The sequence below is a fragment of the Jiangella ureilytica genome (genome assembly GCF_004348545.1).
Classification (GTDB): Bacteria; Actinomycetota; Actinomycetes; order Jiangellales; family Jiangellaceae; genus Jiangella; species Jiangella ureilytica.
Genome location: NZ_SMKL01000093.1, coordinates 1 through 21,428 on the forward strand (window position 1 = coordinate 1; position 21,428 = coordinate 21,428).

16 protein-coding genes are annotated in these 21,428 nt (G+C 73.3%); 10 read left to right on the forward strand and 6 right to left on the reverse strand.

Annotation, left to right across the window (positions count from 1 at the left end):
* Positions 1-149: 149 nt before the first annotated feature.
* On the reverse strand, positions 150-956 hold the full coding sequence (locus tag E1212_RS26425; RefSeq protein ID WP_131988071.1) for an inositol monophosphatase family protein: 807 nt from the start codon (positions 954-956) through the stop codon (positions 150-152).
* Positions 953-2,053: a ferrochelatase gene (locus tag E1212_RS26430; RefSeq protein WP_131988073.1), complete on the reverse strand. Its 1,101-nt coding sequence runs from the start codon at positions 2,051-2,053 to the stop codon at positions 953-955. Before E1212_RS26430 ends, E1212_RS26425 begins: the two co-directional genes overlap by 4 nt.
* A gap of 19 nt (positions 2,054-2,072) precedes the next feature.
* Here E1212_RS26430 and E1212_RS26435 point away from each other — a divergent pair, with 19 nt between their 5' ends.
* The 6 genes from E1212_RS26435 to E1212_RS26460 all read left to right on the forward strand — a co-directional run bounded on the left by E1212_RS26435 (position 2,073) and on the right by E1212_RS26460 (position 10,955).
* On the forward strand, positions 2,073-3,371 hold the full coding sequence (locus E1212_RS26435) for a D-arabinono-1,4-lactone oxidase (protein WP_203417262.1): 1,299 nt from the start codon (positions 2,073-2,075) through the stop codon (positions 3,369-3,371).
* Positions 3,372-3,481: 110 nt separating this feature from the next.
* A complete protein-coding gene (gene sepH / locus E1212_RS26440; protein ID WP_131988077.1) occupies positions 3,482-4,654 on the forward strand; it encodes a septation protein SepH in 1,173 nt (390 codons plus the stop codon).
* 195 nt (positions 4,655-4,849) lie between these two features.
* Positions 4,850-8,680, forward strand: a complete 3,831-nt coding sequence (locus E1212_RS26445; RefSeq protein WP_162605639.1) for a phosphodiester glycosidase family protein — start codon at positions 4,850-4,852, stop codon at positions 8,678-8,680.
* A 495-nt stretch (positions 8,681-9,175) separates the two neighbouring features.
* Complete coding sequence (locus tag E1212_RS26450) at positions 9,176-9,787, forward strand: RNA polymerase sigma factor (RefSeq protein ID WP_203417264.1); 612 nt, start codon at positions 9,176-9,178, stop codon at positions 9,785-9,787.
* Positions 9,788-9,798: 11 nt separating this feature from the next.
* Positions 9,799-10,254 carry a hypothetical protein gene (locus tag E1212_RS26455; RefSeq protein WP_131988081.1) on the forward strand — a complete coding sequence of 152 codons (456 nt, stop codon included), beginning with the start codon at positions 9,799-9,801 and terminating at the stop codon, positions 10,252-10,254.
* Positions 10,255-10,256: 2 nt separating this feature from the next.
* Positions 10,257-10,955, forward strand: a complete 699-nt coding sequence (locus E1212_RS26460; protein ID WP_131988083.1) for an APH(3') family aminoglycoside O-phosphotransferase — start codon at positions 10,257-10,259, stop codon at positions 10,953-10,955.
* A gap of 600 nt (positions 10,956-11,555) precedes the next feature.
* Here E1212_RS26460 and E1212_RS26465 read toward each other — a convergent pair.
* From E1212_RS26465 to E1212_RS26480, 4 genes are read right to left on the reverse strand one after another with little or no spacing between them, the layout of a single operon-like run.
* Positions 11,556-12,203, reverse strand: coding sequence for a thymidine kinase (locus E1212_RS26465; RefSeq protein ID WP_131988085.1), 648 nt, complete (start codon positions 12,201-12,203; stop codon positions 11,556-11,558).
* A 5-nt stretch (positions 12,204-12,208) separates the two neighbouring features.
* Positions 12,209-13,315 carry an alkaline phosphatase family protein gene (locus E1212_RS26470; RefSeq protein WP_131988087.1) on the reverse strand — a complete coding sequence of 369 codons (1,107 nt, stop codon included), beginning with the start codon at positions 13,313-13,315 and terminating at the stop codon, positions 12,209-12,211.
* 3 nt (positions 13,316-13,318) lie between these two features.
* Positions 13,319-13,900 carry a DUF5998 family protein gene (locus tag E1212_RS26475; protein ID WP_131988088.1) on the reverse strand — a complete coding sequence of 194 codons (582 nt, stop codon included), beginning with the start codon at positions 13,898-13,900 and terminating at the stop codon, positions 13,319-13,321.
* 33 nt (positions 13,901-13,933) lie between these two features.
* Positions 13,934-16,675 carry a bifunctional acetate--CoA ligase family protein/GNAT family N-acetyltransferase gene (locus E1212_RS26480; RefSeq protein ID WP_203417266.1) on the reverse strand — a complete coding sequence of 914 codons (2,742 nt, stop codon included), beginning with the start codon at positions 16,673-16,675 and terminating at the stop codon, positions 13,934-13,936.
* A gap of 92 nt (positions 16,676-16,767) precedes the next feature.
* Here E1212_RS26480 and E1212_RS26485 point away from each other — a divergent pair, with 92 nt between their 5' ends.
* From E1212_RS26485 to E1212_RS26500, 4 genes are all read left to right on the forward strand, one after another.
* Positions 16,768-17,682: a Gfo/Idh/MocA family protein gene (locus E1212_RS26485; RefSeq protein WP_131988090.1), complete on the forward strand. Its 915-nt coding sequence runs from the start codon at positions 16,768-16,770 to the stop codon at positions 17,680-17,682.
* Positions 17,683-18,001: 319 nt separating this feature from the next.
* Positions 18,002-18,952, forward strand: coding sequence for a hypothetical protein (locus tag E1212_RS26490; protein WP_131988092.1), 951 nt, complete (start codon positions 18,002-18,004; stop codon positions 18,950-18,952).
* Between the two features lie 134 nt (positions 18,953-19,086).
* Positions 19,087-19,776 carry a response regulator transcription factor gene (locus E1212_RS26495; protein ID WP_131988094.1) on the forward strand — a complete coding sequence of 230 codons (690 nt, stop codon included), beginning with the start codon at positions 19,087-19,089 and terminating at the stop codon, positions 19,774-19,776.
* Positions 19,773-21,293, forward strand: coding sequence for a HAMP domain-containing sensor histidine kinase (locus E1212_RS26500; protein ID WP_203417268.1), 1,521 nt, complete (start codon positions 19,773-19,775; stop codon positions 21,291-21,293). Before E1212_RS26495 ends, E1212_RS26500 begins: the two co-directional genes overlap by 4 nt.
* Positions 21,294-21,428 lie beyond the last annotated feature (135 nt).

Consider the following 21,428-nt stretch of genomic DNA (forward strand, 5'->3'; position numbering starts at 1 on the left):
TTCTTAGGCCGCGGAGCCGCGGGTCAAGCGGACCCCAAGGGCGCGCAGCGCCCACCGGTCCGCTTGAGGCGCGGATTCGCGGCTAAGAGAATGGGCAGCAGGGGGACGGGGGAACCCAACCCAACCCAACCCCACGACCCCGAGAACGATCAGTCCCGGTCAGCGCCCAACCGCTCCAGCAGCGCCGTCAACTCCGCAGCCACTCCGGGGGTCGCCGCCAACGCCAGATCGTTTCCGGCGGGCGCGCCGCGTAGACCGCTGACCACGGCACCGGCCTCGGCGGCGATCAGGCCGCCGGCGGCGAGGTCCCAGGGGTTCAGCCCGCGCTCGTAGTAGGCGTCCAGCCGGCCGGACGCCACCGAGCAGAGGTCGAGCGCCGCCGCACCGGCCCGCCTGATGTCGCGCACCCGAGGCACGACCTCCAGCAGCACGGAAGCCTGCCGCGCCCGCCGGCCGGCGTCGTAGCCGAAACCGGTCCCGACCAGCGCCAAGGACAGCGACTCGCAGGAGGACACCCGCACCGGCCGGCCGTCCAGGAAGGCGCCCCCGCCCTGCACGGCCGTCCAGGTCTCGCCGCTCGCCGGGTTGAGGACCACCCCGGCGACCACGACGCCGTCGACCTGGGCGGCGATGGACACCGCGTACTGCGGGATGCCGTACAAATAGTTGACCGTGCCGTCGATGGGGTCGACCACCCAGTCGACCCCGGTCGAGCCCACGACGACGCCGTCCTCCTCGCCCACGAACCCGTCGTCGGGGCGGGCGGCGAAGAGGCGGGAGCGGATCAGCGCCTCGGCGGCGGTGTCGGACTCCGTCACGACGTCGGTGGGCGTCGACTTGGTGCCGGCGACGGTCATGCGCTCGACCGCCTCGCGCCGGTCGCGGACGAGGTCACCGGCCTCGCGGGCGGTCTTCTCGGCCAGGCCGAGCAGCGATGCGGGCGTCAAGGGCGTCACGGGTACGGAGGCGAGTCGACGCCGCACAGGGCGGGCTGCTCGCCGCGCAGGTTGGGGCAGCAGCCGGCCGGGCACACGTCGTGCGCCGGGCCGGGCGCGCCGATGCTGGCCCGCGTCACCGACTCCCCGCGCTCGACGGCGGACCGCTCGAGCAGGAGGTCGATGACGGTGTCGACGAAGTCAGGGTGCGTGCCGGCGGTGGCCGCCCGGGCCGCCGCGATACCGAGCTCCTTCGCCGTCGCCAGCGCCTCGGTGTCGAGGTCGTAGGCGACCTCCATGTGGTCGGACAGGAACCCGATGGGCGCCAGCACGACGGCCTCCACGCCCTCGGCCGCCAGCGCGGCCAGGTGGTCGTTGACGTCCGGCTCCAGCCAGGGCATCGACGGCGGGCCGCTACGCGAGCAGTAGACGAGGTCGTGCGCCCGCGACACCCCCGTCCGCGCCTCGACCTGGGCACTGACGGCGGCGGCGACGGCCTGGTGCTGCGCGACGTACGCGCCCCCCGTCGGGCCGGCGGTCTCGGCCATCGCGACCGGGATCGAGTGCGTCACGTAGACGATCCGCGCCCTGTCGGCCACCGAGCGCGGCAGGTCGCCCAGCGCCCCCACGACGCCGTCGGCGTTGGCCGTGACGAAGCCGGGATGGTCGAACGAGTGCCGCAGCCGGTCGATGCGCGGCGCGCCGGGCCCCACCGCCGCGACCGCGCGCCAGAGGTCCTCGCGGTACTGCCGGCAGCCGGAGTACGAGTCGTACGCGCTGGTCACGAACGCGGCGACCCGCCGGACACCGTCGTCGCGCATGCGGGCGAGCTCGTCGGCGAGGTAGGGGGCCCAGTTGCGGTTGCCCCAGTAGACCGGCAGCGAGATCTTCCGCTCGGCCAGCTCGTGCTCGAGGTTGGCGATCAGCGCGCGGTTCTGGTCGTTGATGGGGCTGCGCCCGCCGAACAGGCGGTAGTGCTCGCCGACCTCTTCCAGCCGCTCGCGCGGGATGCCCTTGCCGCGCGTGACGTTCTCGAGGAACGGGATGACGTCGTCCTGACCCTCAGGACCGCCGAACGAGACGACCAGCAGAGCGTCGTAGGGATCGGTGATGCTCACTCATGAGAGCCTAGCGCCCATGCTGTGGCAGAACTGGGCGCGCACCGTGCAGGCGCGCCCGCTGCGCGTCGAACGACCCACCAGCGCTGCCGAGGCCGCCGCCGTCCTCACCGCCGCCGCGAACGACGGGGTCCGGGTCAAGCCGGTCGGCGCGGGACACAGCTTCACCCCGATCGCCGCGACCGACGGCGTGCAGGTCCGGCTCGACGGGCTCAGCGGCCTGCTCACCCTCGACACCGAGGCGGGAACGGCCACCGTCGGTGCCGGTACCCGGCTGCACGAGCTGAACGCCCTGCTCAGCGGGCACGGCTACGGCCTGACGAACATGGGCGACATCGCCGTGCAGACGGTCTCCGGCGCCATCGCGACCGGCACCCACGGCAGCGGCCGCGCGTCGGCGTCGCTGTCGGAGCAGGTGGTCGCGCTCGAGATCGCGCTGCCGGACGGGTCGGTACGGACGCTTCGCAGCACCGACACCGGCGCCGACGGCGACCTCTTCCAGGCCGCCCGGCTCGGCCTCGGGGCGCTCGGCATCGTGACCAGTGTCACCTTCCGGGTCGAGCCGGCGTTCACGCTGCGCTCCAGCGTCGAGCGGACGACGCTGGACGCCGTCTGCGAGCGGTTCACCGAGCTCGAGTCCGAGGACCACTGCGACCTCTACTGGCTGCCGTTCACCAACGCCGTGCAGCTCACCGTCAACCGGCGCACCGGGGAGCCCGCCGCGCCGCCGCACCCCGTCGCCGCCTGGTGGTCCGGCGACGTCGTCGAGAACGCCGGCCTGGCCCTCGTCCAGCGGGTGACCCGGGCCGCGCCCAAGACCACACCGGCCGTGAACGCCGTCGCCGCCCGGCTCATCGGCGGCCGCACGTTCGTGGACACCGCGCCGAAGGTCTTCACCAGCACGCGGCGGGTCCGGTTCCACGAGATGGAGTACGCGCTCCCCCGCTCCGCGGCGGCCGGCGCCCTGCACGCTCTGCGCGACCTCACGGCCCGCGGGCCCTGGCGCGTCGCGTTCCCCGTCGAGATCCGCCTCGCCCCCGCCGACGACGTCTGGCTCTCGCCCGCGCACGGCCGCGAGACCGTCTACGTCGCCACCCACGCCTATCCCCGCACCGACTACCGCGGCTGGTTCGCCGCCGTCGAGAACCTGTGGCTGGAGTACGGTGGGCGACCCCACTGGGGAAAGCTCCATACCCGTGATTCGGGGTATCTTCGCGACCAATATCAGCGAATGGGGTCGTTCCGGGCGGTCCGCGACCTGGTCGACCCCCAGAGGATCATGGCCAACGAGTACCTCGACCAGGTCCTGGGCGGTTGAACCGGACATGAAAAGCTGCTCGTCAAAGGGCCGGCGTGGCGGCGTGGCGGCTTGGTCCGACCCTGTCCCGCGGGTGACGATGGTGGCAGTCGTGATGGGGAGGTGAGGATGTGCGCGAGCTTCGGCTGATCGCGGTCAGCGAGGACGGCGCCCATCTGATCCTCTCCGGGAACGACGGTGAACAGTTCGCGTTGCGGGTGGACGACCGCCTGCTCGCCGCGATCCGAGGCGACCGAGCGAGGTTGGGACAGTTGGAGATCCGGCTCGAAAGCCAGCTACGTCCACGCGACATCCAGGCACGCATCCGGGCCGGCGAGTCCGTCGACTCCGTGGCCGCGGTCGCGGGGATGCCCCGCGAGAAGGTCGAGCGCTTCGCCGGCCCCGTCCTCGCCGAGCGCGAGCACATCGCCGGCCGCGCCCGGCAGGCCACCGTCCGCCGGCTCGGCGGCGACGGCCCCCCGCAGACCCTCGAGGCCGCCGCGGGCGCCACCGCCAAGGTCCACGGCGCCGACCCCGACCTCGTCGAGTGGGACGCCTGGCGCCGCGAGGACGGCCGCTGGCTGGTCCGGTTCGCCTGGGCCGGCGAGGAGGAGGACTCCGCCCTCTTCTCGTTCGACCCGTCCGGCCGCACCGTCGTGCCCGAGGACGACAACGCCCGCTCCATCGCCGGCGTGCTGCCCGCCGAGACCCCCGCCGACCCCGAGCCCGACGTCCCGACGGGGCCCGCCCGGCTGTCCGTGGTGGGGTCGCGCGGCGCGGCCGGCGGCCCGTCGCCGGCCGACGATGACGACGGGGGCCCCGACCTCCCCGCCTTCCTCAAGCCGTCCGGCGTCGGCCCGGTGCGCGGCCTCGTCCGCGACCACGACGCCCCCGGCACCGATGACGACGAGTTCGAGAACACCACGCCGATCCCGACGGCCGCCTCCCGTCGCAACCGGCGCACCACCACGCGTCCCGGCCGCGAGCGCCGGCGCCGCGAGCCCGACCTCTTCCACGACCACGCCCCCGAGCCGGCTGCTCCGGCCGCGCCGGAGGCGCGCGATGCCCGGGGCGCCCGCGAGGAGCCGGCCGCCCGCGACGAGGACGACACCGTCACCAGCGAGCGGCTGCGACTGAGCGACATCGCCCAGCACGTCGAGACCGAGGAGGCCGCCGAGGCCGACCTCACCGCCACGGCCGACGAGTCCGCCCCGCCGGCCCGCAAGCCGAGCTCGCCGCGCTCCCGCCGGCCCAGCGTCCCGAGCTGGGACGAGATCATGTTCGGCCGCCGCAAGAACGACTGACGCCCTCAACCGCCCCAACGGGATGGTTGAGGGATCGGTGTCGCCAGAGCGACACGAATCCTTCAACCATCGCGCCGCCCGGTACTCGTCGGGGATTCATCCAAAATTCGATCTCTCGCCAATGGGACGATCCGGACCAGGTGCATCGAAGGCATTCACTGCTGCGGACACATCTCCTCAGTCCCAAGGATTCAGATGTCCGCACCCAGCACCAGAACACGACGCCGGCGGCTGACGCCGGCGTTGTTCGCCCTGACGGCGAGCGCCGTCGCGTTCGGTCTGCTCACGACCGTGCCTGCGGCCCAGGCGGCCGAGAGCGATGGCCCGCCGCTGACCGACGACGCGATCGAGCTGGTCGACCGCACCGAGCAGATCGGCCCCGGCATCACGCTGCGCGAGCTGACGTCGGTGACACCCACCGGGTGGTATGACCAGCACATCCTCACCGCCGACCTCGCCAACCCGGCCGTCACCAGCGACCTGCTCGCCGGCGAGCACGTCACCGACCGGGCGCCGACCTCGGTGATGGTGAACGGGGCCGGCGCGGTCGCCGGCGTCAACGGCGACTTCTTCGACATCAGCAACTCCGGCGCACCGCTCGGCGCGGAGGTGCGCGACGGCGAGCTGCTCAAGTCCTCGGACTACGGCACCTGGACACACGTCGGCGTCGGCGCGGACGGCATCGGCCGCGCGGTCGACATGACGCTGGACGCGACCGCGACGTTCGGGGGGACGGCGCACCGCGTGGTCTCGCTGAACGCCTCGAACACCCTCGCCGGCTCCCCCAACGGCGCCATCGTCGCCTACACGCAGAAGTGGGGCTCCTACCGGCGCGGCATCGGCGTCAGCGGCGCCACCGACGTCGCCTCCGTGCTCGTGCAGGACGGCGAGGTCGTCTCCGTCGACCCGACCACAGCCGGCGAGGGCCCGATCCCGGCCGGCGCCTTCGTGCTGGTCGGCCGCGAGGCCGGCGCCGCCGCGATCCGCACGCTGCAGCCCGGCGACGCCGTCACGCTCACCTACGAGCTCAGCGACGAGATCGCCCAGCAGATGCGCTTCGTCATCGGCTCCAACCGCGAGCTCGTCCGTAACGGCGCCGCCCGCCCGGACTCCGAGCTCGACAACGACGTCCACCCGCGCACCGTCATCGGGTTCAAGGACGGCGGCAAGACGATGATCCTCATGACGAACGACGGGCGGCAGTCGCCGGTCAACGGCATGACGATGCGCGAGCTCGCGCGGTTCATGGTCCGTCTGGGCGCCGAGACCGCCTGGAACCTCGACGGCGGCGGCTCGACCTCGATGGTCGCCCGCCCCCTCGGCAACGAGACGGCGACCGTCCGCAACAGCCCGTCCGACGGCTCCGAGCGGCTCGACCCCAACGGCGTCGGCCTGTTCGTGACGCCGGGCAACGGCCGGGCCAAGCAGCTCGTCATCACGCCGGGCGAGGACGAGGCGCGGGCGTTCCCCGGCCTGCACCGCACCCTGACCGCCAAGGCCGTCGACAACCACCTGACGCCGGTCGCGCTGGACCCGGCGCAGGTTCGGTGGCGCAGCAGCGGCGGCACGTTCCACGGCTCCGTCCTCGAGGTGCCGACGAACCGGCGCGGGCGGGTCACCGTCCATGCGACCGCCGGCGCGGCCCAGGGCGTGCGCAGCATCGACATCCTCGGCGAGCTGGCCTCGCTGGAGCTGTCGACGAACCGCCTCTCCATCAGCGACGCGGGCCCGCAGCACGCCGTCCAGGTCGCCGTCACGGGCCGCGACGCGCAGGGCTTCGCCGCCCCCGTCGAGCTCGTCGACCTCGACCTCAGCTACGACAAGACGGTCGTCGACATCACGTCGTCGGGCACCGGCCTGAAGGTCACCCCGCTGGCCGCCGGCGGCACCGTCGTGGAGCTGACGGCGGCCGGCCAGACGGTGAAGCTGCCGGTCACGGTCGGCGTCCAGACCGTTCAGGTCTACGACTTCCAGGACGACTACGCCGCCAACGGCCGCTGGACCCGCAACGGCACCGCCGGCGCGCGCATGGACATCCTGGACGACCCCGAGGGGATCCGGCTGGAGTTCGGCGCCGCCCGCAACAAGGGCATCACCGCGGCCAGCAACGCCGGCCGCTGGGTCGAGATCCCCGGCCAGCCGCTGCGCGTCCGCATCAAGATCAAGTCCGACGTGTTCATCCCCAGCGGTCTCACCTACGCCGGCTTCTGGGACGCCGAGGGCACCTCGATCGGCGTCTACGGCAACGGGCTGCAGCCGTCGCCCGAGTGGCAGTACGCGACGTTCACGATCCCGTCGACGGCGGTGTTCCCGATCCGCTTCAACTCGTTCCAGGGCATCAACACGGCGGTCGACCAGCAGGTGCCGGGCCGGTTCGTCATCGGCGGGCTCGAAGCCGACGTCCCATCGCAGATCGACCTGCCCGAGGAGGCGCCGCTGCGCGCCGACCCGCTGATCTCGGCCGACGGCCAGGCGCAGCCGGGCGCGGACTGGACCTTCGCCACCCTGTCCGACGTGCAGTTCACCGCGGCCGCGCCCGACCTCACCCAGGTCGCCGTCGCCGCCCTGAACCGCATCCGGGCCGAGGAGCCGGACCTCGTCGTGCTCAACGGCGACATCGTCGACCGCGGACTGCCCGAGGACATCGCGCTGGCCCGCGAGACACTCGAGGAGGGCGGCTGCGACCTGATCGCCGTCGGCGAGGAGCCCGAGGCCGAGAGCACGCCGGACCACGACTCCGGCACGGTCCCCTGCTATTACGTGCCGGGCAACCACGAGTCGTACGGCGTCAACAACACCCAGGGGACGCTGGCCGCCTGGGAGGCCGAGTTCGGGCAGCCGTTCCGGACCTTCGACCACAAGGGCACCCGGTTCATCCTGCTCAACAGCGCGCTGGGGAGCCTCCGGGGGTCGGACTGGGACCAGCTGCCCATGCTGCAGGAGGCGCTGGAGACCGCGGCCGGCGACGACGCCGTCAGCAACGTCATGGTCTTCGCCCACCACCCGGTCGACGACCCGGCCGAGACGAACGCCAGCCAGCTCGGCGACCGCATGGAGGTCCGGCTGGTCGAGAAGCTGCTCGCCGACTTCCGCGCCGCCAGCAACAAGGGCGCGGCCATGGTCGGCTCGCACGCCCAGATCGTGAACGTGCAGCGCCAGGAGGGCGTCCAGTACGTCGTCCACCCGTCGTCGGGCAAGGCGCCGTACGGCACCCCGGACCGCGGCGGTTTCACCGGCTGGGTCGAGTGGAGCGTCGACCGCGACGGCTCCGGCGCGCAGCAGTGGCTCAGCGCCGACGTCCGGGCGTTCGCCCAGCAGGTCGTCGTCGAGGCGCCGGAGACGGTCGAGGTCGGCCGCGCGGCCACCGTCGGCGGGCACGTCGTCCAGCCGTCCGGCGTGCTGCCGGGCAGTCGGGTCGTGCCGCTCGCCTACCCGATGTCCGTGCACTGGTCCGGCGACGACGGCCTCGCGATCGGCTCCGGCGACGCGGCGGTCCGGCGTGCTCGGGCGCAGGGGAAGGTCGCGATCCTGGACCCGGTGACGCGGCAGCTGACGGGGCTGCGCACGGGTGAGGTGACGCTCGAGGTGACGAACGACTCGATGCGGCCCTACACCGGTGCGGAGTCGCTGGCGCCGGTCACGGGCCGGACGACGGTGCGCGTGGTGGCCGCCGCCGGTGCGGCCGCTCGGGTCGGCGCCGACGCGCCGGTCTTCACCACCCTCGCCGTGCCCACCGTCCAGCCGGTGACGCTCACCAACACGGGCGACCGGCCGCTGGTGGTCTCCGGGCTGACGGTGACGGCGGACGACTTCGCGGTGGTCGACCCGGCCCCCTGCACCGGTGCGCCGATCGCTCCGGGCGCGTCGTGCGAGGTGCCGGTCCGGTTCACGCCGGACGGCGCCGGCGCGACGGCCGCGCGCCTGGTGATCGAGAGCAACGCGCCCGGCGGCGCCGTCGAGGTGACGCTGACGGGGGCTGCCAGCCGGCCCGTCGTCGTCGACGGCGACCGGCCCGGCCAGGACTGACCGGACGGGGAGCGGGCGGCCGCCGTCCGCTCCCCACACCCGGCTGACCTGCGCCAACGGAGAAATCTGAGAAAAGTCTCATCTGGATGTATCTGGGGCGCTCCCCCGGTCTCTGTATCTGTGAACGTCGCGACTGACCACCAGGCGGCGTTCCGCGGACCAGGGACTCCCGGCCGTGCGTGCACACCGAGGGGAGGCGACCATGGCGGCACCACGCGCACCACGCCTGGCCGCACCCGTCCGGCCCGTGCACGACGGCCTCGCTCCCCTGGAACCGTGGCGGGCTCTTTCGAGAAACCGCGTCGTCGAGATCCTCGCAGCCAGGCGGCGCAGACGTCCACGACGTCTGCTCGTACAACGTCTGTGAAGCCGGGGGGCTGCTGCGATGGTCAGCACAACGGGGGGTGACGGGTACGTGGGCAGGGCGCGGTTCGCCGCGCCTGGGGGCGCGTGCCCGTCACTGACGGCGATCTACCTGCATCTATACTCTGGGCGGTGGCCGATCTGTCCGTCAGCGAGCTCGTCGAGGCGGCGTCCAGGGGCGATCAGCTCGCCTGGGACCGCCTGGTCGACGACCATGCCTCGCTGGTGTGGGCGGTGGTTCGGAGTCACCGTCTCCACGGCGGCGACGCCGAGGACGCCTTCCAGAGCACGTGGCTGCGTCTGGTCGAGAACCTCGAGCGTCTCGTCCACCCGGAGCGGCTGGCGGCTTGGCTGGTCACGACGGCGAAGCGCGAGTGCCTGCGGCTCCTGCGCCGCGGCGGCACCGAGCTGCCCGACGTCCACATCGCCGACCGCGCCGACGACGCGGCTCCTGCCGCTCCCGGGCCTGCCGAGGCCTTCCTCGCACACGAGGAGCAGGTCGAGGTCCTCCGGGCCTACCAGCGGCTCGAGCCCCGCTGCCAGGACCTCTTGCGGCTCACCGTCGCCGTGGCCGACCCGCGCTACGCCGACGTCGCCGCGGAGCTCGACATGCCCGTCGGCAGCGTCGGCCCCACCCGGCAACGCTGCCTCCAGCACCTGCGCCGCCTCATGCGCGACCATGAGGACGGCGCCACTGACGACTCCAGCACGGCCGATGTCCATCGGCGCACCGGCCGGCGCTGAAGGGGGACCCCATGGCTGACGACGACCGCTTGGTCGACCGCCTCCGCGAGGTCATCGACGCCACCGACCCGCCGCCGCAGCGGCTGATCGACGTGGCCAAGGCGAGCCTCGCCTGGCGCACGGTCGACGCCGAGCTGGCCGAGCTCATCTCCGACTCCAGCACCGAGCCCGCCCTGGCCGTGCGCTCGGCCGGCGAGGCGCCGCGGCTGCTGACGTTCACGGCCGGCGACACCGTCGTCGTGCTCGAGGTCACCCGCGAGGCCGGCGCGCACCGCGTCATGGGACAGATCGTCGCCCCGGGAGCCGCGACGGTCGAGGTGCGCCACTCCGACGGCGTCGTCTCCGTCACCACCGATCCCGACGGCCGGTTCCGCGCCGCGCCCGTGGCCGGCGGCCCCATCTCGGTGAGCTGCCGCTTCGACGACGGCGTGCGTCCCGCCGTCGTGACCAGCTGGGTGAGCATCTGAGCATGAGCGACGCCGAACGGGTCACCACCGGGAAGTCCGGCGCCGGCGTCGTCCGGCAGGCCGGCACCTACCGCAAGGAGTCCGCCCATGACGACCTCATCGGCGAGGGCGCCCGGCTGATCTGGCTCCGCGCGCAGGGCATCCCGGCCGCCGAGGTGCTCGAGTGCGGCCCCGGCCTGCTGGTCACCGCCGAGGTGCCCGGCCGCCCCGTCGCCGGCGACTGGCCGGCCGAGGCCCGCGACCACGTCGTCGACGCCCTGGCCGAGCTGACCCGCGCGCTGCACGCCCTGCCGGTCGACGAGTGCCCGTTCGACCGGCGGCTCGCCGTCACCGTGCCGGCGGCACTCGAGGCCGACATCGACCTCGACGACCTCGACGAGGAGCGGCTGGGCTCGACCCGCGAGCAACTGGTCGCCGAGCTGCTGGCCACCCGCCCGGCCGGCGAGGACCTCGTGGTCTGCCACGGCGATCTCGGCACCCTCAACGTCATGGTCGACCCCTCCACGTACGAGGTGACGGGCGTGGTCGACGCCGGCCGCCTGGGTGTCGCCGACCGCTGGCTCGACCTCGCCATCGCCACCCGGTCGCTCGAGGGCCGGGTGGGCGGCTCCGGTTCCGCCTCGCGGTACCTGCGCGCTTACGGCGTCGAGCTGGACGCCGAGAAGCTCGCCTTCTACCGCCTGCTCGACGAGTTCTTCTGAGTCGTTCGAGGGTGGCCGGGGTGATGGGGTGGGCCGGGGTGAGGTGGGCTCCCCGTCCCCCTGCTGCCCATTCTCTTAGCCGCGTGCGCACGCCTCAAGCGGACCGGTGGGCGCTGCGCGCCCTGGGGGTCCGCTTGACCCGTGCACCCGCGGCCTAAGAACGGGCAGCTATCAGGGGGACGGGGAGACCCTGGGCACGCCTCACCGCCCGCGTGCCCGTTTCGCGTCCCCGTATCGCGTGCCCGTTTCACCCAGTTGGCCCGGTTCGCCGGGCTGTGCACCGCGATGATCATCGGCGATCCGCTACATCACCAGGCCTTCTGCCACATCACCAGGCATGCATGCCTCGTGAAGCGGCAGAAAACCTCGTGACGGCCCCGCGAAACGCGCCAAATCCCACCACGTGGACACCAGCAGGCCGCCAGGACCCCGTGCCCGTCGCCAGACTCCCCCCGTCCCCCTGATAGCTGCCCGTTCTTAGGCCGTGCGGGTGCGGTCAAGTCCAAGCCCCCCAACCACATGGTCAAGCAACCACCGAGGGCGCGGACTTGAGGGCACCCGCGCGGCTTAAGAGAATGGGCAGCAGGGGGACGGGGGGCCTCACCCCGTGGCGAAAGGCAGCGGCTCGGCGCCGGACTCGGCGACCCGGGCGCTCACCGCGGTCATGCGGCGCCGGTGGTGGTGCCGGCAGAGCACCTCGTAGCCGACCACGCCGGCGCCGTCGGTGTCGCCGACGACGACCTGTTCGCCCTCGGTGACCATGATGCCGCCGACGGTGCGGGCGTTGTGGGTCGCGCGCCGGCCGCACCAGCACAGCGCCTCGACCTGCAGGGTCTCGACGCGGTCGGCCAGCTCGACCAGCCGCGCCGACCCCGGGAACAGCCGGGTGCGGAAGTCGGTGAGGATGCCGAACGCGTAGACGGGGACGTCCAGCTCGTCGGCGATGCGCCCGAGGTCGTCGACCTGTTCGGCGGTGTAGAACTGGGCCTCGTCGCCGATGACGTAGTCGATGCGCGCGCCCGCCGTGAGCCGGGCCGCCACCAGCGCCCACACCTGCGTCGACGGCGACACCTCGACGGCGTCGGCCGAGAGCCCGAGGCGGCTGGACACCGTCGCCACGCCGGCACGGTCGTGCGACGTCAGCATGAGCCCGGCCAGGCCGCGACGGCGGTGGTTGTAGTCGGTCTGCAGGGCCAGGGTGGACTTGCCGCAGTCCATGGTTCCGGTGAAGAAGTGCAGCTCAGCCACCCCGATCAGGCCTCTCCGACGAGCAGCGGCACCATGAGCTCGTCCTCGCTCAACGCCCCGTGCAGCCCGCGCAGGCGGGTCTCGACGGGGAAGACGCTGCGCCGCTCGACCGCGCAGTCGCCGTGGACGCTGGCGACGACGTCGCCGATGCGCTCGGCGACCCGCGACTCGACGGCGCCGAACCAGCCGGCCGCGACGGCCTCGGCGCGGGTCAGGACCTCGGCCCGGTCGCCCAGCACCGACCGCCAGGCGGCGGCGACGTCGCCGGCCCCGTCGGCCGACGCCGTGTACACGTGCCGGAACCGTGCCTCGCCGGCCACGAGCGCCACGCCCTCGCGCAGCGCCGGCACGTCGTCGACGTCGATCCGGCGGTCGGGCTCGACGTCGACCATGCCGTGGTCGGCGGTGACGACGAAGACGGTGCCGGCCGGCAGCTCGTCGTACAGCTGCTCGGCGAACCGGTCGACCATGGCCAGCTGGTAGCGCCACGCGGCGGAGCGCCAGCCGTGCTGGTGGCCGGTGTAGTCGAGGTCGCCGTCGTAGACGTAGACCAGCGAGGGCGCCGGCCCGGACGACCGCTCGACGGCCGCCGCGACCCGCTGACCGTAGGAGTTGGCGGCGCGGAACGGGCCCGCCATGGCCGCGCGGGTCAGCCCGGTGTCGCGGAAGCTGCTCTGCCCGATGACAGTCGTCTCGACGCCCGACCGCGAGGCGCGGTCGAACAGCGACGGGTACGGCTGGTAGGTCAGGGGGTCGAGCGGGGGGTCCCACTTGAGCGCGTTGAAGATGCCGTCGCCGCCGGGCACCCGCGAGGTGTAGCCGACGATGCCGTGCTTGCCCGGCGGCAGCCCGGTGCCGAGGCTGGTCAGGCTGGTCGCCGTGGTGGTGGGGGTGCCGGCGGTGATGGCGCGACCGGCCAGCGACGCCAGGAACGGCGCCTGCGCGGGATGGGCGCGCAGCAGGTTCCAGCCGAGCGCGTCGACCAGCAGCACGCAGTAGCGGCGGGCCGGCGGCAGGCCGAGCACGTCGACCTCGCCGTTGACGCCCAGCGCGGCCAGGACGGACGGCAGCAGGTCAGAGAGGGCGCCCTCGCCGTAACGCGGCAGCGGCACCGGTCACCGCACGCTGACGGTGGCGGCGGACAGCGCGCGGGCGAAGGTCAGCAGGTCGCGGACCCGCCCGCTGCCGTCGCCGGCCTCGCTGACCCGGAGCGTGAAGTCGTCGGACGTCAGCGCGCCGGTGTAGCCGTGGTCGGCCTCGCAGTCGGGGTCGCCGCAGGTGGCCGGCTCGAGGTCGATGCGGCTCATGGCGCCCCAGCCGACGGTGAGGACGACGTCGAGCGCCGGGGTGCCCGTGCGGTACGCGGCCGGCGTCGTGACCGTGCGGCTCACCACGACCGAGGTGACGCGGTCGAGCGGCACCGCCTCGGTGGACGTGGTGGCGTACGGCACGTCGTGGGTGTCGTCGGAGGGGTACTCGTCGGTATGGCCGACGATGAGCCTCGTGGGCGTGAGCACCAGCACGCTGACGTGCCGTCGCAGCTCGTCGCGGTCGAAGTGCGGCTCGTGGTGCACCACGTAGGAGTCGACCGCCTCGCCGGCCAGCGAGGTCTCGAGCATGTCCGCGACGAGGTCCGGGTAGTACCCGGCCTCCTGGATGGCCAGGCGAAGGCCCTCACGCGTCCCTGTGTCCGCCATTCCTCCATCCTCGCACGCTCGTGGTGCATCCCGTCACGGCAGCCGCCGTGTGTACCAGTCCTGTCGCGCGGCCGGCGCGGCGACCGTCGCCGACCCGTTGACGACGGCCAGCCCCGACTCGGCGGCGAGCACCGGGTCGAGCTCGATCGAGCGGATCTCCGGCACGTCGTCGACCAGCCGCGACATGCGGTGGACGAGGTCCTCGACCGCGCCCAGGTCGGCCATGATGCCGCCCTGGTAGCCCATGAGTAAGGCGGCCGCCTTCACCTCGCGCACCATCTCCGCGGCATCGCGGTCGGTCAGCGGCGGGATGCGGTAGGAGCGGTCGCCCAGCAGCTCCGACGCCACCCCCGACACGCCGAACGACACCACCGGCCCGAACAGCGGGTCCTCCCAGGCCCGGACGGCCACGGGCACGCCGCCGGGGGCCATGGGCTGCACGACGAACCCGGCCTCGGCGGGATCGGTGAGCGTGCGCGTCATGGTCGCCCAGGCGTCGCGCATCTCGTCGTCGGTGTCGATGTTGCGCCAGACGGCGGCGAGGTCGGGCCGGTGCCGCAGCCGCGGCGACGTCGCCTTGAGGACCACGTCGCCACCCAGCTCGCCCAGGGCCGCCAGGGCCGCCTCGACCGTCGCCACCGGCACCATCGGCAGCAGGTCGACCCCGTAGGTCGCCAGCAGCTCACGCAGCACGTCGGGACCGAGCTCGACGCCGTCAGCGCCCGGCCCGCCCGGCGACGAGGCCAGCACCCCGCGCACCAGCCGGCTCGCGGCCGCCGGGTCGCGGTTCTCCAGGCGCGGCACCTTGCCGTGGCTGCGCCGCCGCCACTCCGCGTAGGCCGTGGCGTGCCCGAGCGCCCGGGCGGCCTCCTCGGGCGAGGGGTACGACGGCACCGATCCCGGCCCGCGCACGCCGCGCCGGCCCTGGAACGTCGTGACGACGGGCTTGCCCGCCGCCGCGGCCACCTCCGACAGCGCGGCCGCGACGTCGTCGTCGCCGGGCGCGTCGACGGCCGGGGCGTAGACGACCAGGACGGAGCTGACGGCGGGCTCGTCGACGAACGAGCGCAGCGCCTTGCGGTAGTCGTCGGCACTCGCCCCGGCCCCGAAGCCCACGGGGTCGCCGTAGACGTCCAGGCCGGCACTGACGGCGGCGTCGGCGGCCAGCAGGCACAGCGCCCCGGAGTTGCCCATGACGGCGACCGTGCGGCCTGTGGGCAGCGGCTGGTGGGCCAGCACCTGGGCGACGTCGAACATCTCCGGGATGGTGTCGACCAGGATGACGCCGGACTGCCGGAACATCGCGTCCAGCGCCTCCGACGGCGCCTCGATGGCCCGGACGGTGTGCCCCAGCGGCACGCCCTGGGTGGACCGGCCGCTCTTCACCGCGACCACGGGCTTGGCCTCGGCGACCGCGCGCGAGAGCCGCGAGAACTTGCGCGGGTTGCCCAGCGACTCGAGGTACAGCAGCACGACCTCAGTGGCGGGGTCGTCGCGCCAGTACTGCAGCAGGTCGTTGCCGGACACGTCGGCGCGGTTGCCGGCCGACACGAACGTCGACACCCCCAGGCCGCGGGCGGCGCCGTCGCCCAGGATGGCACTGCCCAGCGCGCCGGACTGGGCGAAGAACCCGACCCGCCCGGCCGGCGGCAGCGTGGTGGCCAGCGACGCGTTCAGCGAGTACGCGGGGTCGGTGTTGACGATGCCCAGGCAGTTCGGCCCGACGATGCGCATGCCGTGCGCCCGCGCCAGGCGCACCAGCTCGCCCTGCCGGGCCCGGCCGACCGGCTCCCCCGTCTCGGCGAAACCCGACGACACGACGACCAGCCCGCGCACACCCTTGGCCGCGCAGTCCAGGACGACCTCGGCGACGGCGTCGGCCGGAACGGCGACCAGCGCGAGGTCGACCTCGCCGGGGACGTCGCGGACGCTCTTGTAGGCCGGCAGCCCCGTGATGGCCGTCGCCTCGCGGTTGACGGCGTAGATCGGGCCGGTGAACCCGCCGAGGACGAGGTTGCGCACCAGAGTCTGGCCGATCTTCTCGCGCCATCGACTGGCGCCGATGACCGCGACCGACCGCGGAGTCAGCAGGCGTTCGATGGAGCGCGCCTCGGCCCGGTGCTCGCGCGCGGCCATGACCTCGAGCGAGCTGCCCGTGGGCGCGATCTCGAACTCGACATGGACGACGCCGTCCTCGTAGCTGTTGTCGACGGTGTAGCCGGCGTCGGCGAAGACGGTGATCATCTTGTGGTTCGCGGGCAGGATGTCGGCGACGAACCGGCGCACGCCCCGCTCGCGGGCCGCCTGGGCCAGGTGCTCGAGAAGCACGCTGCCCACGCCGCGGCCCTGGTGCTCGTCCTCGACCAGGAACGACACCTCGGCCTCGGCGCGGCTGATCCGCTCGTACCGGCCGACGGCGATCATGTCGTTGCCGACCAGCAGGATGAGCGCCACGCGGTCGGTGTGATCGACGTTCGTGAATCTCTCGATGTCGCGCCTGGTCAGCGTGGGGTAGGGGGCGAAGAAGCGGTAGTACTTCGACCGGTCGCTCACGCGCGCGTAGAACTGCACGAGTCGGTCGGCGTCGCCCGGCGCGATGGGCCGCAGGTGCGCCGTGGCGCCGTCGGACAGCACGACGTCGGCCTCCCAGTGCGCCGGATAGACCGCCGTCTCGTCCACGATGCACCAGGCTAGCCGCCGGACGCCCAGGACGGCCGGGCACATCGGCGACGAGAGCAGGCCGGAGGTCTCCTCGACGGCGTCGATCGGAGACACCGAGCCAGGGTGACCTCGCAGCGAGCATGCCCGCCCGACGACCACCGAGGCACCGGCGTCCGGGTGTCGGCGCGCCGGTACTGTCGCGTTCCATGCGCTTCGGACTGGTCGGCACCGGACACTGGGCCCGAGTGGCCCACGCCCCCGCCCTCGCGGCGACGGACGGCGTGACGTTCACAGGGGTCTGGGGCCGCGACCCCGGCCGCACGGCGGCCGTCGCCGGCGAGTTCGGCGTGCGGCCCTACGCCTCCTTCGAGGACCTGCTGGGCGACGTCGACGCCGTCCAGTTCTCCGTTCCGCCGGACGTGCAGGCCGGGTACGCGACGGCGGCAGCGGCGGCCGGGAAGCACCTGCTGCTGGAGAAGCCGATCGCGCTGGACGCCGCCGGCGGACGGGCGCTCGTCGACGCCGTCGACGCCTCCGGGGTCGCCTCGGTGGTGTTCTTCACCCGCCTGTTCCGGCCCGAGACGCGGGCCTGGCTGGCCGAACTGGCCGTGCAGGGCGAGGAGCGGCCGTGGGAGGGCGGCCTGGCGCTCGCCCTGGGGACCGTGCAGCGCGAGGACGGCGTCTTCTCGACCCCGTGGCGGCTGGAGCACGGCGGCCTCTGGGACCTCGCCCCGCACGCCCTCTCCGTCCTCCTGAGCATCCTCGGGCCGGTCGAGAGCGTCGCCGCCCACGAGGACCCGCTCGGCACCGTCCACCTCGTCCTGGGCCACCGCGGCGGCGCGTCCAGCACGGCCGTCGTCTCGCAGAACGTCCCGGCCGACGCCGCCGCCTCGTACACCCGGGTGTGGGGCGGCGCCGGACACGCCGTCGAGCCGGCCGCACAGACCCCCGTCGTCGAGGCGCTGAGCAGGGCCGTCACGGAGCTCGCCGCGGCCGCCGTGCCCGGTGCCCCGGCGCATCGGCAGAGCGTGGCCTTCGGCGCGGAGGTCCTCGACGTCCTGGTCCGGGCCCAGGAACACCTCGATTCGACGCGACACAACGGACAAATGTCGCCACGATGAACGCCATCGGGGCGGCCTCCTCGTATCGTGTCCCGCAAGCGAACTCGTGTCGACAAAAGGCCCCGAAATGCGGGCCAAACCTTGACATGATCGTCATTTCCCGGAAAGAGTGCACGTCGTACGAAGTCTCCGACAGGAGCGGGGGGTATGTGGCGCTTCGACTCGGTGTGTTGACAACTGAATCTCGCGCACAGATCCTCCACCCTCCTCGCGCGATCCGTCCCGATGAAGGTCCGTGACCCCGGCCCGGCACCGAGACGATCGCACGGGGAACGCGTCATTCACGCACCATCCGCAGCATCCGCAGAGAGGAGCGCACATGCGCTACCGCAAGATCGCCCTGACGGCAGCCGCCGCCGGTCTCATGGCCGTCGGTTTCGCCGCGCCGTCCCAGGCCGCGCTGACGACGTACTGCGACGGCACCGCAGCCGACGTCACCGTCCCTGGTGACCTGATCGTGGCCGCCGGCAAGTCGTGCGAGCTGACCAACGTCATCATCAACGGCAACGTGACCGTCCGCGCCGACGCGAACCTGCTGCTCGACGGCTCGACCGTCAACGGCAACGTCCGCCTCGTCACGAACGCGTTCGCCGATGTCGTCGGCACCTCGGTCAGCGGTGTCACCACGCAGACCGGTGGCTACGGCATCTACGCCGAGGACAGCACGCTGTCCGGCAACGTCGCGGCCACCGACTCCGGGTTCTTCTACTCGGTCGGCACGTCGCACGCCCGTCTCACCTCCACCAACGGCGAGACCTTCGTCGAGAGTGGCTGGGTCCGGACCAACCTGACCACCACCGGTGACACCCTGACGGACGTCTACGACACCGTCGTCCAGGGCGCCCTTTCGGTGACCGGTGCCGAGCAGGGCGGCGTCCTGTGCCTGTCGGAGGTCGACGGCGCTGCCACGTTCAGCGGCAACGGCGAGATCATCCAGATCGGCGCGTCCGCTCCGCTGACCGGCTGTGGTTACAACGCGTTCCACAGCAACCTCACCGTCAGCGACAACAGCGCCGACGTGCACGTGTCCGACAACGTGATCCGGGGCAACTTCGTGCTCTCCGGCAACACGGGTGCGGTCGTCGCCGAGAACAACCGCGTTCGTGGCGAGGACGGCTCCGCGGCGGCTGCGGCTGCCAAGTCGTCGCTGCGTTCGGACGCCCCGTCCACCGCGGCGGTCGACCGCAAGGCTCAGGCCAAGGCCGACGCCGAGGCTCGCGCCGAGGCCGCGTCCGACAAGGCCGAGGCTGCCGGCCCCGCGTTCAGCTGAACCGGGCATAGCCGATAGGTAGTACGACGGCGGATGGCTCCCCTCGGGGGTCATCCGCCGTCGCCGTCTTCGCTGCTCGGACTCATATGTCGTGCTCTCAGGCGATTCTCACCTCGGCCGGGCAGACTGGGGGCATGCGAGTACTAGTCGTCGACGACGATCCCGGCGTGCGCGAGTCGCTGCGCCGGTCGCTGGCGTTCAACGGCTACCAGGTCGAGCTCGCCGCCGACGGCGAACAGGCGTTGCGGGCCATCAGCGACGACGCGCCCGACGCCGTCGTCCTCGACATCATGATGCCGCGCCTCGACGGCCTCGCGACCTGCCGGGCGCTGCGTGCCGCCGGCAGCGATCTGCCGATCCTGATGCTCACCGCGCGCGACGAGGTCTCCGACCGCGTGTCCGGCCTCGACGCCGGCGCCGACGACTACCTGCCCAAGCCGTTCGCCCTCGAGGAGCTGCTGGCCCGGCTGCGCGCCCTGCTGCGGCGCGCCGCCCCGGCCGCCGATCCCGCGGCGGAACGGCAGCTGCGCATGGGCGACCTCGCCCTCGACCCGGTCACGCGCGACGTCACCCGCGGCGGCCGCGCCATCCGGCTCACTCGCACCGAGTTCGCCCTGCTCGAGCTGCTGCTGCGGCACCCGCGCCAGGTGCTCACACGCGACCGCATCCTCGAGGAGGTCTGGGGCTACGACTTCCCGACCACGGCCAACTCGCTCGAGGTCTACGTCGGCTACCTGCGCCGCAAGACCGAGGAGCAGGGCGAGCCGCGGCTCATCCACACCGTGCGCGGGGTCGGCTACGTCGCCCGCGAGGATCCGCCGTGACCAGCGATGCCGCCCGCCGCACCTGGTCGCCGTCGAGCGTCCCTCCCCCGCCACCCGACCACACCCGCAACGCCGCGGCTCCCCCGCCACCGCCGGGCTCCGGCGCCGGCGGCGCGGCCGGCCCCTCGTCCGGTACGGGCTTCGCGTCCCGGCTGTCGCTGCGCGCCCGGGTCGGAGCGCTGGCCGCGCTCGGCGTCGGTCTCGCCATCACGCTGACCGCGCTGGCCGCGTACCTCACGGTCTCTTCTCAGCTGCGCACCTCGGTCGACGAGAACCTGCTCGACCGCGCCCAGCAGGCCGTGTCGACGCCGCTGGGCAACCCAGCACTGCTGGTGCAGCAGCCGGCCGAGGCGATCCTCGCCGCGGACCTGCGCATCGCGTTGCTCGGCGAGGACGGCCAGCCGATCGCTGCCGACGCGCGCAGCACTCCGCCCATGGGGCGCGACGAACTCGCCGTCGCCCTGGGCTCGGAGGAGCAGAGTGTCCGCACCCTCGATCTCGACGGCGAGCCGATGCGCGTCGTCGCCGTCTCCGCCGGCCGCGACATCCGGACCGGCCTGCACTACGCACTGGTGCTGGCGCAGCCGACGGAGCAGACCGAGGAGGTGCTCGACCGGCTGCGGCTGGTGTCGTTCGTCGCCGGCGGCGTGGGCATCGTGCTGGCGACGTGGGCCGGCCTGTCCATCGCACGGGCCGGGCTGCGCCCCGTCCGTCAACTGACCCAGGCCGCCGAGCACGTCGCCGCCACCGGCCAGCTCGAGCCCATCGAGGTCACCGGCAGCGACGAGATCGCCCGGCTGGCGCACGCCTTCAACGCCATGCTGGCGGCGCTGCAGGAGGCCCGGCTGCGGCAGTCGCGGCTGGTCGCCGACGCCGGGCACGAGCTGCGCACGCCATTGACCAGCATGCGCACCAACCTCGACCTGCTCGCCCAGAGCGACGCCGGGGGCGGGCTGGCGCCGGCCGACCGCGCCCAGTTGATCACCGACACCCGGGCCCAGGCCGTGGAGCTGTCCACGCTGGTCGGCGACCTGGTGGAGCTGTCGCGCGAGGACGCGCCGGCCGCGTCGCACGAGCAGCTCGACCTCGCCGACGTCGTCCGCGACGCCCTCAGCCGGGTCCGCCGCCGGGCGCCGGGCGTCGCGTTCGCCGCCGACCTCGACAGCTGGATGGTCCAGGGCGACGCCACTCAGCTCGGCCGGGCCGCCACCAACCTGCTCGACAACGCCGCCAAGTTCAGCCCCCCGAACGGCACCGTCACCGTCACCCTGCACGACGGCGCGCTCGACGTGTGCGACGAAGGCCCGGGCATCGCCGACGTCGACCTCCCGCGCGTGTTCGACCGCTTCTACCGGTCGTCCGAGGCGCGCGGGCTGCCCGGCTCCGGGCTGGGGCTGGCCATCGTCAAGGCGGCGGCGCAGCGGCACGGCGGCAGCGTCGAGGCCGGACGGGCACCGTCGGGCGGCGCGCGCCTCACGATGCGCCTCCCCGGAGCTTCTTCGACTGCTCTTGACTGACTCTCAGCCTGTTCTCAGCCGTGCCCGGCACCGTGGAGACATGGACGACGCGACCCGCAACGACACCGGCGAGCCCGAGGGCCCGGCCACCACCACGACGCTTCCGGCCGCACCCGTGCCCCCGCCGCCCGCGGG

Excerpts from the sequence above, each read along its gene's own strand:
- E1212_RS26485 (WP_131988090.1), top strand. The coding sequence starts at position 16,768 with ATGCGCTTCGGACTGGTCGGCACCGGACACTGGGCCCGAGTGGCCCAC.
- E1212_RS26475 (WP_131988088.1), bottom strand. The coding sequence starts at position 13,900 with ATGGCGGACACAGGGACGCGTGAGGGCCTTCGCCTGGCCATCCAGGAG.
- E1212_RS26495 (WP_131988094.1), top strand. The coding sequence starts at position 19,087 with ATGCGAGTACTAGTCGTCGACGACGATCCCGGCGTGCGCGAGTCGCTG.
- E1212_RS26445 (WP_162605639.1), top strand. The coding sequence starts at position 4,850 with ATGTCCGCACCCAGCACCAGAACACGACGCCGGCGGCTGACGCCGGCG.
- E1212_RS26435 (WP_203417262.1), top strand. The coding sequence starts at position 2,073 with ATGCTGTGGCAGAACTGGGCGCGCACCGTGCAGGCGCGCCCGCTGCGC.
- E1212_RS26490 (WP_131988092.1), top strand. The coding sequence starts at position 18,002 with ATGCGCTACCGCAAGATCGCCCTGACGGCAGCCGCCGCCGGTCTCATG.
- E1212_RS26455 (WP_131988081.1), top strand. The coding sequence starts at position 9,799 with ATGGCTGACGACGACCGCTTGGTCGACCGCCTCCGCGAGGTCATCGAC.
- E1212_RS26460 (WP_131988083.1), top strand. The coding sequence starts at position 10,257 with ATGAGCGACGCCGAACGGGTCACCACCGGGAAGTCCGGCGCCGGCGTC.